Source organism: Micromonospora sp. CMU55-4 (genome assembly GCF_011602315.1).
Taxonomy (GTDB): domain Bacteria; phylum Actinomycetota; class Actinomycetes; order Mycobacteriales; family Micromonosporaceae; genus Micromonospora; species Micromonospora chalcea.
On sequence record NZ_JAAOLH010000002.1, the window covers coordinates 136,863 to 150,084 of the forward strand.

The 13,222-nt window shown below is 69.6% G+C and carries 9 protein-coding genes; 2 read left to right on the forward strand and 7 right to left on the reverse strand.

Annotated features, from left to right (window positions below; genetic code table 11):
- Positions 1–93: 93 nt before the first annotated feature.
- From HA073_RS03815 to acs, 3 genes are all read right to left on the reverse strand, one after another.
- Positions 94–2,496, reverse strand: a complete 2,403-nt coding sequence (locus HA073_RS03815; protein WP_043327268.1) for an immune inhibitor A domain-containing protein — start codon at positions 2,494–2,496, stop codon at positions 94–96.
- Between the two features lie 358 nt (positions 2,497–2,854).
- Positions 2,855–5,638 carry an immune inhibitor A domain-containing protein gene (locus HA073_RS03820; protein WP_223201261.1) on the reverse strand — a complete coding sequence of 928 codons (2,784 nt, stop codon included), beginning with the start codon at positions 5,636–5,638 and terminating at the stop codon, positions 2,855–2,857.
- A gap of 231 nt (positions 5,639–5,869) precedes the next feature.
- Positions 5,870–7,858, reverse strand: coding sequence for an acetate--CoA ligase (acs, locus tag HA073_RS03825; protein WP_043327265.1), 1,989 nt, complete (start codon positions 7,856–7,858; stop codon positions 5,870–5,872).
- A 222-nt stretch (positions 7,859–8,080) separates the two neighbouring features.
- On the opposite strand from acs, the gene HA073_RS03830 reads away from it, so the two are divergent.
- A complete protein-coding gene (locus tag HA073_RS03830) occupies positions 8,081–8,827 on the forward strand; it encodes an oxidoreductase (protein WP_043327263.1) in 747 nt (248 codons plus the stop codon).
- 11 nt (positions 8,828–8,838) lie between these two features.
- On the opposite strand, the gene HA073_RS03835 is transcribed toward HA073_RS03830, so the two are convergent.
- A complete protein-coding gene (locus HA073_RS03835; RefSeq protein ID WP_043327262.1) occupies positions 8,839–9,645 on the reverse strand; it encodes an HAD family phosphatase in 807 nt (268 codons plus the stop codon).
- Between the two features lie 512 nt (positions 9,646–10,157).
- On the opposite strand from HA073_RS03835, the gene HA073_RS03840 reads away from it, so the two are divergent.
- Complete coding sequence (locus HA073_RS03840; protein ID WP_043327259.1) at positions 10,158–10,889, forward strand: DUF6928 family protein; 732 nt, start codon at positions 10,158–10,160, stop codon at positions 10,887–10,889.
- A 35-nt stretch (positions 10,890–10,924) separates the two neighbouring features.
- Here HA073_RS03840 and HA073_RS30455 read toward each other — a convergent pair whose 3' ends face one another.
- The 3 genes from HA073_RS30455 to HA073_RS03855 all read right to left on the reverse strand — a co-directional run bounded on the left by HA073_RS30455 (position 10,925) and on the right by HA073_RS03855 (position 13,166).
- The gene (locus tag HA073_RS30455) at positions 10,925–11,233 is read right to left on the reverse strand and encodes a hypothetical protein (RefSeq protein WP_240925509.1); all 309 of its coding nucleotides are present in this window, start codon (positions 11,231–11,233) and stop codon (positions 10,925–10,927) included.
- A 217-nt stretch (positions 11,234–11,450) separates the two neighbouring features.
- Positions 11,451–12,416 carry a phosphotransferase enzyme family protein gene (locus HA073_RS03850; protein ID WP_113972190.1) on the reverse strand — a complete coding sequence of 322 codons (966 nt, stop codon included), beginning with the start codon at positions 12,414–12,416 and terminating at the stop codon, positions 11,451–11,453.
- A gap of 51 nt (positions 12,417–12,467) precedes the next feature.
- On the reverse strand, positions 12,468–13,166 hold the full coding sequence (locus tag HA073_RS03855; RefSeq protein WP_166455711.1) for a hypothetical protein: 699 nt from the start codon (positions 13,164–13,166) through the stop codon (positions 12,468–12,470).
- Positions 13,167–13,222 lie beyond the last annotated feature (56 nt).

Below are 13,222 nucleotides of genomic sequence, written 5' to 3' on the forward strand. Positions count from 1 at the left end.
ATGGGACGCGGGCGGGGTACGCCGGGTTCCCGGAAAGGGCGATGCCCGGGCGGTGAGCCCGCCCGGGCATCGCGTGGCGCGTCGATCAGTGGATCAGGAGAAGCGGACCTTCAGCGAGGTGCCGTTCTGCTCCAGGACCTTGATCTTGGTGCCGGTGGCCGGGAGCTTGACGCCGTGGTTCGGCAGCTCCGGGTACCAGTACTGCTTGGTGTCGTCGAACAGCGGCTGCGCGTCCTGACCGCGGATGTACTGCGGCTGGCTGTTGATGTGCAGCGTGAACGAGTCGGCCTTCTTCAGGCTGAACGGCGCGTCGTAGACCTGGACACGGGCCCGCCAGGGCTGGCCGGTCAGGTTGTAGATCGGCCGCGGGTGCGCGTCGATGATCATGTTCCGACCCTCACCCGGGTGCGCGAACGTGTCGTTGTCCGCGAACCGCAGGTTCCAGTAGGAGATCAGCAGACCCTCCTGGTAGGCGTAGTGGTCCACGTAGTCCGGGCGGGTGTTCGCGTAGCCGAAGAAGTACGGGCCGGTCTTGAGGTACTTGTCGTACGAGACGTACGACCGGTGACCGGCGATGTAGTAGTTGTCGAACTTACGGGTGTAGGTCTCCTCGACGATGCTGAAGCCGCTGAGGGTCCAGCCGTTGGCACCGGCCTCGGCGCCGTCGGTGAGGAGGGTCTGACCGTCGGCGGTCACGGTGATCGCGTCACCGTAGAAGCCGCCCTCGGACACGCCGCCGTCCGTCTGGTAGCGGAGCCGGAACTGCACGACCTTGCCGGCGACCGCGTCCATCGGGATGTTGACGTCGACCCACTGGTCGTTGCTGGAGCCGTCCAGGGCGTAGCGCCCGGGGGAGATCTCCTTCAGCGGGGTGCCGTTGGCCGTACCGGGCAGCGAGGTCCAGGTCTGGCCACCGTCGGTGGACGCCTCGAAGAACAGGTAGTCGTAGTCCGCCTCGATGCTGTAGCGACCCTTCATCGACAGCGCGGCGCTGGTCTTCCCGGTGAGGTCGACAGTGCGCGTCATCGTGTTGTTCAGGTCGTCGTCGTTGCCCGAGAAGAACTGCTTCGTACCCTCGAACGGCTTGCCGTTCTGGAACGTGTACTCCCGCTGCGGCAGCACCACCACGGCGCCCTGGGCCTTGTTGGAGTTGTACTCCTGCGGCCCGAGTTCCAGGGTGCGCTTCTGGCCGGCCACGATCACCTCGTAGTCGAGCCAGCCGAGCTGGAGCTTGTTCCAGGCGCCGAGGTCGCCACCGCGCTCGCCGATGCCGCCGTCGTTCTTGGCGCCGAGCCGGCTCTGGGCCATCAGGGTCCAGTGCTCGTTGTTGTTGTCCCCACCGCTGACCACGTTGTAGTCGTCCGGCAGACCGAGGTCGTGGCCGTACTCGTGGTAGAAGACGCTCCGGCCACCGTTCTCCGGCTGGATCGTGTAGTCACCGATCCAGACGCCGGTGTTGCCGATCTGGGTGCCGCCGGCCGGGAAGTTCTCCGGGCCGGTGTTGCCCTGGTCGCTGGCGAAGGCGTACCACCGGTGGCTCCAGATGGCGTCCTCACCCTGGTACGGGTCACCGTCGGCCTCGTCGCCGCCGGCGTGGACGATCTGGAAGTGGTCGATGTAGCCGTCCGGCTCGTTGAAGTCGCCGTCGCCGTCGAAGTCGTACCGGTCCCACTGGTCCATCGCCTTGACGTCCGCGGCGATCTCCGCGTCGGAGCGGCCCTGCGCCTTCTGGTCGGCGACCCACTGGTTGGCGGCGTCGCGGACCAGGGCCCAGGTGTTGGTGCAGACGTTCGAGGCACACGGGTAGCCGCCGGAGCGGCCGTAGCGAGCCTCGTTGTACCGCACCTTCACCCAGTTGGTGACCTCGCCGTCGACGCTGTACCGACCCGAGGACTGGGCCTCGTAGTACTGCTTCAGCGACTCGTCGCCCGGGTTGGTGCCGAAGTACAGCTGCCGGTAGTAGTCGGCGCTGTAGTCCGCCTGCCAGACCGTGGAGTTGTCCACCGCGCGGTTGGGCTGGGGGATCTGGTTGCGGAGCGGACCGTCGAACCGGGTCGGGCCCGGGGTGTCCGGGTCGGTGTCCTGGTCCGGGTAGTTCGGGTGCCGCTCGTCGCCGAACTCCGCGAGGATGACGAAGATCCTGTCGGTCCGCTCGCGGGAGAGTTCGACGTACTGGTCCTTGGTCGGACCCTTGCCGGCCTTGGTGCTCTTGGCTGCCTTGCCCGCCGCGGGACCGGCGGCGGCCCGCTCGCCGACCTTGACGACCGTGCTGCCGTTGATCTTCTGGGCCTTCGCCCTGCCGGACAGGACCTCGCTGAGGCCTTCCTGGCGCAGCGCGCGCCGCTTCTCCTCGAGCGGGTTGGGCAGGTCGTGCTCAGCCTGCGCAGGCTCGGCCACCGACGGAGCGGCGGCCGGCAGCTTCGGCGTCGGCGCGGCGCTGGCGGCCGTGCCTGCCACCAGCCCCGTCGCGGTCAGCGAAAGCCCGAGCAGACCCACTGCGACTTTGCGCACGTGGTACCTCCGGTGTGAGGGAACCGGCCCAACTGGGGGTACGGGCCGGTGGAACGGTCCACTGGTGGGACCAAGGGTGAACATAGACACTGCTGCGACTGGTGGGAAGACGCGTGCGTCGATTTGTTGCAACTTTTTGTTGAGAACGCTTTTCACCGTCACACACCTGCCCGTCACCGAGCCGTTGACCAGCGACGATGCGCGGAGCGGCGATTGCAGAGACATGCATGGATTAATGGGTTACGCGGAAGGGCCGGGAGCGTGAGCGCTCCCGGCCCTTCCCCCATCGAGCTAGATCAGATCATTTTTCGGTCATTCCGGTTCCGCTTTGACCGCGCCCGTTTCAGGGACGCGGCGGGACCACGTACACCTGGGCGTACGAGTTGTCCTTGGCGGCCCGCTTGATGATGATCGAGACGCCGTACTGGACGCCCGCGTCACCCGGGTTACCGGTGCCGAGCACGATCGCCCCGCCACCCAGCGTCGAACCGTAGTAGTCGGTGGCCGGAGTGCCGTCCGGGTTCACCACCCGGGTCGTGTACTGCTGGTTGCCCCGCGACGGGACGACCACCGAGGCGTCGTTGTCCCGCGCGTACGCGGCGCCGTCACGGATCTCGATGCCCGGGTACCAGCCCTTGGCGTCGGTGAAGCCCTTCACCGGCGCCTGCGGGCCGAACTTCGTGCAGTACTCGCTGTACGGCTCGTCCGCCGCCTCCAGGCACTCCTTGAACGGGTACGTGGGCTTGAGGCCGAACGCGGCGTTGGAGGACTGCGGCCGGCTGGGCAGGTTCTTCAGCACCGACGGGTCCTTCTCGGCCGCGGTGCCCTTGCGGCGCAGCGGGTCGTTGTGCGAGTCGACGATCAGCAGACCGCCCTTGGCGCCGTAGCTGGGCAGCGCGGTCATCTGCGCGGTGACGTGGTTGACGTCGCCGAGCTGGGTGTCCCGGTACCAGACCAGCATGCCCGGCGCGTTGTACGCGATCCGGTCGACCTTCCACGCCTCGTGCGAGTAGACGGTGTCGTAGGTGTACTTCAGGCCGTTGTCGAAGCCGTCGAAGTTACGCCACTCGGCCAGGTAGTAGTGCGACTTGACCTGGGTGCCCGAGTCGATGTACCAACCCGCGCCGCTGGTGTCGGTGAAGGTGCCGCCGGTCTGGGTCCAGCCCGCCGCGCCGCTCTCCACGTCGTCGCTCCAGGTGGTGGCGCCGCCGCCGGTCACCGAGAAGTCGTCGGCGAACCAGCCGCGCTCGACGAACGCCTCGTCGGTGGCGTACCGCAGCCGCACCTGCACGGTCTGCCCGGCGAACGACGACAGGTCGACGTAGTCGTGCCGCCAGCCGCCGGTGCTGCCGCTCAGGCCGTACTTCTTGTTGCCGAAGTCGACCATCCGGCCGTTCGGGTCGGCGTAGCCGTCGTTTGTGGAGACGAGCGCACCGCCCTCGGCGTACACCTTCTGCTCGTTCCAGGTGGCGCCGCCGTCGGTGGAGACCTCGACGAAGCCGAAGTCCCAGTCCGCCTCGATGACGTAGTTGTTCCACATCCAGAACTTCGCGTCGGCGGCGTTCGGGACGGTCACCGTGCGGCTGAGCTTGACGTCGGCCCAGTTCTGGTCCGCGCCGGAGTACCACATGTTGCCGCCGCTGTGCGGCGTCGCCAGTGAGATCACCTTGTCCGGCAGGTCGATCTTGATGCCGTCCTCGGTGCCGACCGGCGTACGCGACGTCTGCCCGAGCTTGACCAGTTTGGACCGGTCACCCGGCCCGAACGTCTTCGGCTCGGCCCAGCCCAGCACCCACTTGTCCCACAGGCCCATGTGGGTGGGCAGCGCCTGGAAGATCTCGCCGGAGTGCGAGCCGGACGCCATCAGGTCCCAGAAGTCCACGTCCGAGTCGGCGTTGCCGGAGGTGTCGTAGAGGTCCGGCAGGCCCAGGTCGTGGCCGAACTCGTGGGCGAAGACGCCGACGCCGGCGTCCTCCGGCTGCACGATGTAGTTCGACACCTTCAGGTTGGTGCCGGGGATCGTGTAGCCGCCGGCCACCGTCGAGGAGTGCGCCCAGACCGAGTAGATGCCGATGTCGCCGCCGCCACGGGACTTGCCCTGGTTGGCGTGCACCAGCACCAGGTGGTCGATCACGCCGTCCGGCTCGTGGTAGTTGCCGTCGCCGTCGCGGTCGCTCTGGTCCTCGATGTCGTAGTCGGCCCAGGGGAAGTTCGGGTCGGCCGCGGCCAGCGCGTCGATCGCGTCGGTGGCGAGGCGGCCGGCGCCCTGCGGGTTGTCCGGGTGGCCGTTCATCGACTGCTCACGCCCGGCGACCCAGTTGCCGTTCTCGTCCTGGAAACAGCGCGACGCGGCGTACCAGCCCTCCGAGTGCGGCACCGTGATCCACGGGGTGGCCTGCCCGTCCACCGTGTACGCGCCCTTGGACATCTCCAGGTACATGTTGTGCATGGTCCGCCCGGCGAGGCTGATGCCCGGCTTGCCGTCCGGCCCCTTGAGGTCCTTGCGGACCCGCTCGGTGATGCCCTTCTTGCTGTAGAGCATCTTGTCGTAGTGGGCCGGCGAGAAGTCCGGCACCCACATCGAGTTGTTGTCCTTGTGCGGCAGCGTGGCCGGGTTCGGGATGGTGTTGTGCCGCGGCCCGTTCTGCACCGTGCCGGGAACGCAGGTGCGGTCCTCGAACACCGTCTTCGGGACCATCACGTCGGTGAAGTCGTCGTTGGCGTTGTCGTTGAACTCGACGAGCAGCGTCAGCAGCTTGGCGGTCTGCGTACTCTTTGCCTGCTTGATCTTGCGAGGGCTCTTGCCGGTCCGGATGGACTTGGCCTCCAGCTTGGCCAGCTCACGGGCCGCGATCGGGTTGCCCCCGGCGTACTTGCGGTCGTAGGCGCGGGCCTCGTCCGCGGGCGAGGTGAAGACGCCGTCACGGCCCTTGATCTCCTTGCCGCCGGTGTCCGGCTGCACCTCGGGCTCGGCGTAGTTGATGTAGTGCTCGTCCGCCCCGATCGTGACCGGTGCGGACCGGGACGGCTGGGCCGCCGCGCTGCCCGTCACGGTCAGCGACGTGGCCGCGAGCGCGATGACGGGCAGCGCGACGAGTAAGCGTCGCCGTGCCCTGTGCTGCGACATGGGGAGCATGCCACTCCGTTCGTAGGGAATGGTGGGGAACCGGCCGTCTCACTGACGCTCGTCGAAATCCGCCGGTGCGGCTGAACGTAACCGACAACAAGCGACATCGACAGTGGTGGAAAAGTGCTCTGGCCGATCAGGTCAGATCGGGTCCCCCGATCGACCGGCGCGGATCCCGGATACGACGAAGGGGGCGGACCGCGCCTCGGTCCGCCCCCTGGTCGGCTGTCGTCAGTCCTCGTCGGACTTGCCGCCGCTCATCCCCGACGAGATCAACTCCATCACCGAGGAGTCCTGGAGCGTGGTCACGTCGCCGAGCGACCGGTTCTCCGCCACGTCCCGCAGCAACCGGCGCATGATCTTGCCGGAGCGGGTCTTCGGCAGCTCCGGCACCAGCATGATCTGCCGCGGCTTCGCGATCGGGCCGAGCGTCTTCGCCACGTGGTTGCGCAGCTCGGCGATGAGCTGCTCGCCCGCGTCGCCGGCGGTCTCCGCGGTGCCGCGCGGGATGGCGAACGCGACGATCGCCTGCCCGGTGGTCGGGTCGGTCGCGCCGACCACCGCCGCCTCCGCCACCGACGGGTGGCTGACCAGCGCCGACTCCACCTCCGTGGTGGAGATGTTGTGGCCGGACACCAGCATCACGTCGTCCACCCGGCCGAGCAGCCAGATGTGCCCGTCGTCGTCCTTCTTCGCGCCGTCACCGGCGAAGTAGACCCACTCGTCGCCGATGTTGGCGCCCGCGCCGAACCGCGACCAGTACGTCTCCAGGAAGCGGTTGTCGTCGCCCCACACCGTCCGCAGCATCGACGGCCACGGCTCCTTCAGCACCAGGTAACCGCCGCCGCCGTTCGGCACCGACTCACCCTGGTCGTCCACCACGTCGGCGACGATGCCGGGCAGCGGGCCCATCGCCGAGCCGGGCTTCGCCTCGGTCACACCGGGCAGCGGCGAGATCATGATGGCGCCGGTCTCGGTCTGCCACCAGGTGTCCACCACCGGCAGTTCGCCGCGGCCGACGTGCTGCCGGTACCAGATCCACGCCTCCGGGTTGATCGGCTCGCCGACGCTGCCGAGCAGACGCAGCGACGACAGGTCGTACCCGGCCGGGATGTCCTCGCCCCACTTCATCATGGTGCGGATCAGCGTCGGCGCCGTGTACAGGATGGTCACCTTGTACTTGTCGACGATCTCCCAGAACCGGCCCTTGTGCGGGGTGTCCGGCGTGCCCTCGTACATGACCTGGGTGGCGCCGTTGGAGAGCGGGCCGTACACGATGTAGGAGTGCCCGGTCACCCAGCCGATGTCGGCCGTGCACCAGTAGACGTCCGACTCCGGCTTCAGGTCGAACACCGCGTGCGTGGTGTACGACGCCTGGGTCAGGTAGCCGCCGGTGGTGTGCAGGATGCCCTTCGGCCGGGCCGTCGTGCCGCTGGTGTAGAGGATGAACAGCGGGTGCTCGGCGTCGAACGGCTGCGCCTCGTGCTCCGGCGCCGCCGTCTCCACCGTCTCGTGCCACCAGTGGTCCCTGCCCGACCAGGCGACCTCCTCACCGGTACGCCGCACCACCAGCACGTGCTCCACCGACGGGCACTTCGCCACCGCCTCGTCCACGGTCGGCTTGAGCGCCGACGGCTTGCCCCGCCGGTACCCGCCGTCCGCGGTGATCACCACCTTGGCGCTGGCGTCCTGGATCCGGTTGGTGAGCGCGTCGGCGGAGAAGCCGCCGAACACCACGCTGTGCGTGGCGCCGATCCGGGCGCAGGCGAGCATCGCCACCGCCGCCTCCGGGATCATCGGCATGTAGATCGCCACCCGGTCACCGGCGGTCACGCCCAGCTCCGTCAGCGCGTTCGCCGCCTGGCAGGTGAGCCGGTGCAGGTCGGCGTAGGTGACGGTGCGGGTGTCGCCGGGCTCGCCCTCCCAGTGGATCGCCACCTTGTCGCCGAGGCCCGCCTCGACGTGCCGGTCCAGGCAGTTGTACGCCACGTTCAGCGTGCCCCCGGTGAACCACTTCGCGAACGGGGCGTTCGACCAGTCGAGCACCTGCTCCCACGGCTGGGCCCAGGCCAGCCGGCCGGCCTGACGCGCCCAGAAGGCCAGCCGGTCACCGGCCGCCTCCTCGTACGCCTCGGCGGTCACGTTGGCGTTCGCGGCGAGTTCAGCCGGCGGCGGGAACTGGCGCGTCTCGTTCAGCAAGTTGGCCAATGCCTCGCTCATGCGGTGACTCCTTCGTCGCGTGACCTGCGTCTCCTACTCCGGGGAAGGTTAGTCCCGCCGTACCCCGGTCGCGACCGCCCGGCCCCGCACCGCGCGCCCAGCGGCCCTCCCCTCGCGCCGAGGTGTAAGGAAGGGCCCCTTGTTAACGCCTCCGGTAGAGGAAGGGACCCTTATTAACAACCCCGGGCATGGGGGGAGCCCGGCGGTCGCTAGCGTGACGGGGTGACCACCGATCCGCTCGCCCCGCTGCTCGCGCTCGCCGACGTCGCCCCCGCCGTCGAGCAGGCCCGCGAGCGGGTCGACCTGGCCCACCGGCACCGCGCGCTGCGCCGCCAGGGCGGCCAGGTCGCCGCCGAGGTCAGCCTCCGCTCCGCCGTGGCCAGCGCCGCGCTGGAGGGCCGCGTCCACGACCGCGAGGAGGTACGCGCCGGCACCGTCACCGACCCGGTGATGCAGGGCGCGCTGCGGGTGGCCGGAGCGCTGCCCGGGCTCAGCGACCTCTGGCCCAAGGCGCCCCGGCAGGTGCTGGCCCGGCTGCACGTGCTCGCCGCCCGCGACGTGGTGACCGAGGAGGAGTTGGGCCGGCCGGTCGCCGACCCGGTGGTCGCGGCCCGCCTCGACGGCCTGGCCGCCCTGGTCGCCGGCGGCACCAAGGTGCCGCCGCTGGTGCTGGCCGCCGTCGTACACGGCGAGCTGCTGAACCTGCGCCCGTTCCCCGGCCCGTCCGGGGTGGTGGCCCGCGCCGCCGCCCGGTTGGTGCTGATCTCCACCGGGTTCGACCCCCGTGGGCTGGTCGCTGTCGACGTCGGTCACCGCGAGCGCGAACCGGAGTACGTGGGCGCGGCCGGCGCGTTCGCCACCGGCACGCCCGACGGCCTGCGCTCCTGGCTGCGGCACTACATGACGGCTGTCGAGGTCGGCGCCGACCAGATCACGCTCATCGGCGACGAGATCCTCGCCGCGTCCTGAGGTCGCGGGTGTCAGGCGGTCGGCGCGGCGGCGCGGGTGCGGCGGTGCCGGCCGTACCAGGCGATGCCGATGGCCACGCCGACTCCGACACCGAGCGCCGCGGCCGCGACCGGCACGGCCGGCCGCTCACGCAGGCGGCGGCCCAGCGGAATCGGGTGCCGGAACTCCAGCACCGGCCACGAGTTCTCCACCGCCAGCTTGCGCAGCGCCCGGTCCGGGTTGACCACCGTCGGGTGCCCCACGCACTCCAGCAGCGGCCGATCCGAGTACGAGTCGGAGTACGCGTACGAGTCGCTGAGGTCGTAGTCGCGTTCCAGAGCCAGCTCGCTGACCGCCTCGACCTTGCTCGGACCGGCGGCGTAGAACTCGACCTCACCGCTGTAGCGGCCGTCCACCACACCCATCCGGGTGGCGATCACGTCGGTGATCCCGAGCAGCTCACCGATCGGCCGGACCATCTCGTCACCCGACGCGGAAACCAGCACCACGTCCCGGCCGGCGGCCTGGTGCTCCTCGATGAGGGCGGCCGCCTCGGCGTACACATAGGGGTTGATCAGTTCGTGCAGCGTCTCCGCGACGATCTGGCGGACCTGTTCCACCGGCCAGCCCTTGCAGAGGGTGGCCAGGTAGTCCCGCGTGCGGGCCATGGTCTGCTCGTCGGTGCCGCCCAGCCGGAACATCAACTGCGCGTACGCCGACTTGACCACGTCACGCCGAGTGATCAGCCCGTCCCGGTAGAACGGCCGACCGAATGCCAGTGCGCTTGACTTGGCGATGACGGTCTTGTCGAGATCGAAGAAAGCGGCGCTGCGGCCCACGGCGCGAAAGTCTAGCCCGACAGCGGCGCGGAGGCGTCCGCCCAGGGTCATGGAAGTGGATGAGCACCCGCAGGAGTGACGGCGGTCACATCTGATGTGCAAGAAATTAGCTTTGCGTGGACTGAACACCACTCGACGTATAAGGGTCGGCTGCGGCATGCTTGTCCTCGCGACGGGAGTTCACATTCCCGACGCCGCAGGCCTCGGCGGTTGCACCCCCCGTAACCGCTGAGTCGGTTCGGCTCGACCCCCCCGGAGCCGAACCACAAGACGACCCCCGTCTCCCCCCGACGGGGGTCGTCCCTTTGCGCCGTGAGCGTTCCGCCGCAGGTCACAGCCCCTCCCCGTCGCCTACGGGTGGCGTCCCCGGCATCGGGCGGGCTGAAACCGTACGGCTTCCCGCGATGCCCGGACTCCGGCCTGGTTGCAGATCGGTCTCAAGGCCCTGTCGCAGAACCAGCAGGCCGACATGATCGTCCGAGGTGGCTTTCTGCGGTACGGGGAGGAACGGCGTGGGCGCGAAGACGGCACTGCTGGCGTTTACTGACGGCGACATTCGTCCGGCGCTGCGTGGCGCCGGGCGATCGGCGCGAGCCGAAGTCGAGGCGTTGATACGTCGAGTCCACCCCGGCCACGTCGTCGAACCAGCCGACGACGACACCCTGCTCGACGGCGTCTACCCGCCGGACGGTGTCACGTACGCCACCGTGCTGGCCGGGGCGGAGCTGTACTGCGACCGACGGGTCATGCTCGACCGCCCGTCCGAGCTGCCGGAGCACCTTCGCCTGGCCGGAGCAGGCCGGCGAATCATCATGCACGGGATGCACTCTGCCGTGGACTGGCTCGGCTTCGCGGAGTGGGAGGACGGCGTACTGGTCAGATCGCTGAGCCTGTCGCCCGGCGGCAGCATCCAGGAGAACATCGGCGAGCCGTACGACTTCGAGCTGCCGTACTGGGCCGGTGAGCATCGCGTCGAGCCGGGCCCGTACCCGTTGCCGTTTCATCCCCTCGACCTCGGCGAGGAAGCGTTGCGTGCGCTGTTCGGCTTCGTCGTCGAGGGCCGTCCGTCCCCCGACGACATCGACCCCGACGATGTTCATCTGCACGGCTTCCGCGTGAGCGACCCGTCCGGCGAGGAACAGGCCGCCCGTCAGGCCGCATATGCGGAGGCACTGCGAGCCATGGGACCGCCGCGGAGGTACCGCATGGGACCGGACGGAACGATGCACGAGATCAGCTCCTGACCCGCCGACGGGCGGACCAGCAGGCGCGTGCCCGGTCAGGTGGGGCCGAGCGCCGTGAGGAGTTGCGTGAACCTGGGCGCCACCAGCCGCCAGGAGCATCGGGTGGGGTCGGTCCAGAAGTCACTGGCGACGACCCTCGGGTCGGCGACGTCGGTGCGGTAGTCGAGCGCGAGGGCTACATCGTCTCCAGGGTCCCGGTTGACCGCGATGAACACCGCGCGATCGGCATCGAGCCACGGCAGGGCGACCGGACGATTCATGCGGCTGCCGCGGGTCACTCGAAACAGCTGCGACAACGGGGCGTCGTCGGCGAAGAGGTCCAGGGCATTGTTCTCGAACCGCATTCCGTCAAGACTGGTGGGGAACATCAGTGGGTATTCGAACCACGGCATGACGCTCCGGAGCACGTGGTCTCCGGGGTGCCGCCAACGGTCCTGTTCCAGCAAGGTGGCCAGCGTGGTGGGCAGGGGGAGACCTCGGACCGTCCAATCCTGTGGACGAGGGCTCTTGTGCACGTCACCTCGCAACGTCAGATGTCGGCAGGGCGGCCAGAGTAGCTGTTCACGGCGCGTAGGCGGGGTCGGCGACGGCCTCGGCGATGCGGGTGAGCCAATGCAGGTCGTTGGCCCGGGACTCCGGACTGGCCCCGGGCCTCAGGATGCTGCGAAGGAACTCGGCGGCATCGTCGAGGTGTCGCTCGCCGCGGTAGTAACTCAGCAACCTCTGATCCGGCTCGACCGGGCCGTAGCCCCGCCGGAAGAGCTCGGCCCGGCGCGCGTCGGCCGGGTGGTCGCCGAAGTCCCGGCTGTAGACGAACATCAGGTCCCGCTCGCGCGGCGCGAGCATCGGCGCGTCCCAGTCCACGACGTGTAGCGGACCGTCGCCGTCGGCGATCAGGTTGCCCGGGTGGATGTCGGCGTGGGCGATGACGTGCCGAGCGCGCGTGACACCGGACGCAAGCTCATCCACCGTGTCCGCCAATCGGTGCAGCGCGGTGCCGTACCGCTTCCAGAACGCGCCGAGGGCGTCGCTCGCCGCGGCCTGATCGCCGAGCGTTCGCAGCCGGTCGCCCGCGGTCGACCGGTAGGTCTCCACCGGCAGGACGGCGGCGAGTTCGGCGCTCGGCGTGACCTGGTGCAGCCGGCCCAGGAACTCGCCGTACCCGATCCACTGGCGGTCGGTTAGACCGCGAGCCCACAGACTGCCGCCCTCATGGAACGGGTAGAGCAGCAGCCGGTAGCCCTCGAAGCCGTGTACGGCGCCGCCGTCCGGCAGGTCGATCGGCGCGACGACCTGCCGGAGGCCTCGCGCGCGGAGGAATCCGGGCAGCGCGACGGCGGCCCCTGTGAACTCGCCGCGGCGCAGCTTCAGGAAGTACCGCGCACCGCCGGTCGTGTCCACCCGGTACGCCCAGGCGTTCCCGTCGAGCCCCACCGGCAGGAACACGAGGTCGGCGACGCTCAGGGCCCAAGCGGCGGCCACCTCGGCGGCCAGCAGCGGCTCGTCGACGCCAGGTCTGTCGATCACAGCCGGAGCGTCGCAGCCGGGGTCCCGGCCGGCAAGCGAGTTGTGGTCGGGTCAGCGAATCACCGCGCGCGAGGTGTGCCTGGCCGGCTCGAAACACACCAGCGCTCCGCCGCGCTCGTCGGTGACCACCCAGGGATGACCGACGTACGTCTGCTGCCGGTAGGACTGCCCAGGCTCGAGCAGCGCGTACCGCTGGCGCCGGCCCTCGTAGTTGAGCCAGTAGACGGCGACGCGCTCCCGCCGGGTGTTGACGAAGTCGATGAACGTCTCCGGTCCGCCGCCGTGTGAACGCAGCCTCCGTTCGTGTGTCGGCGACAACGATCTGAGCTCGTCGGGCCCGGCGACAGGCGGTTTCGAAGGTCTGGAACGGGAGGGCTTCGGCGACGCCGGCTGACTGGTCGGAGCGGCCGCCCGGCTCGGCTCGGCCGTCCGGGTGGGCAGGACGGAGCGGCTGGAGAGCGACACCGGCGGCGGCGACCAGGACGCCTCCGGTGGTTCCGCGGCCCCCTTGGACAGCGCCGGGGATGCCAGGATCGCCTGCCCCTCGATCGGCGGTGGAAGGTCGGGGCGGCGGGGCGTCGCGAAGGCGCTGACGATGCTGGCGAGCACCACTACCACGAGCCCGACCGCGATCGCGGCGAGCGCTGCCGGTGACGGATCGCGCAGCCAGGCCTCGCCGCCGGTCGGTCCGTCGGGCAGCGCGTGGCGCGGAGGTGGGGGAATCGCGAGGGGATGCGATGAATCGGTCATGGCCTCGAATCCGCAAAGCCGGTGCCGTCCATGGAGCGGCGAGGGGTCCCCGATTA

Excerpts from the sequence above, each read along its gene's own strand:
- HA073_RS03820 (WP_223201261.1), bottom strand. The coding sequence starts at position 5,638 with ATGTCGCAGCACAGGGCACGGCGACGCTTACTCGTCGCGCTGCCCGTC.
- acs (WP_043327265.1), bottom strand. The coding sequence starts at position 7,858 with ATGAGCGAGGCATTGGCCAACTTGCTGAACGAGACGCGCCAGTTCCCG.
- HA073_RS30455 (WP_240925509.1), bottom strand. The coding sequence starts at position 11,233 with ATGCGGTTCGAGAACAATGCCCTGGACCTCTTCGCCGACGACGCCCCG.
- HA073_RS03855 (WP_166455711.1), bottom strand. The coding sequence starts at position 13,166 with ATGACCGATTCATCGCATCCCCTCGCGATTCCCCCACCTCCGCGCCAC.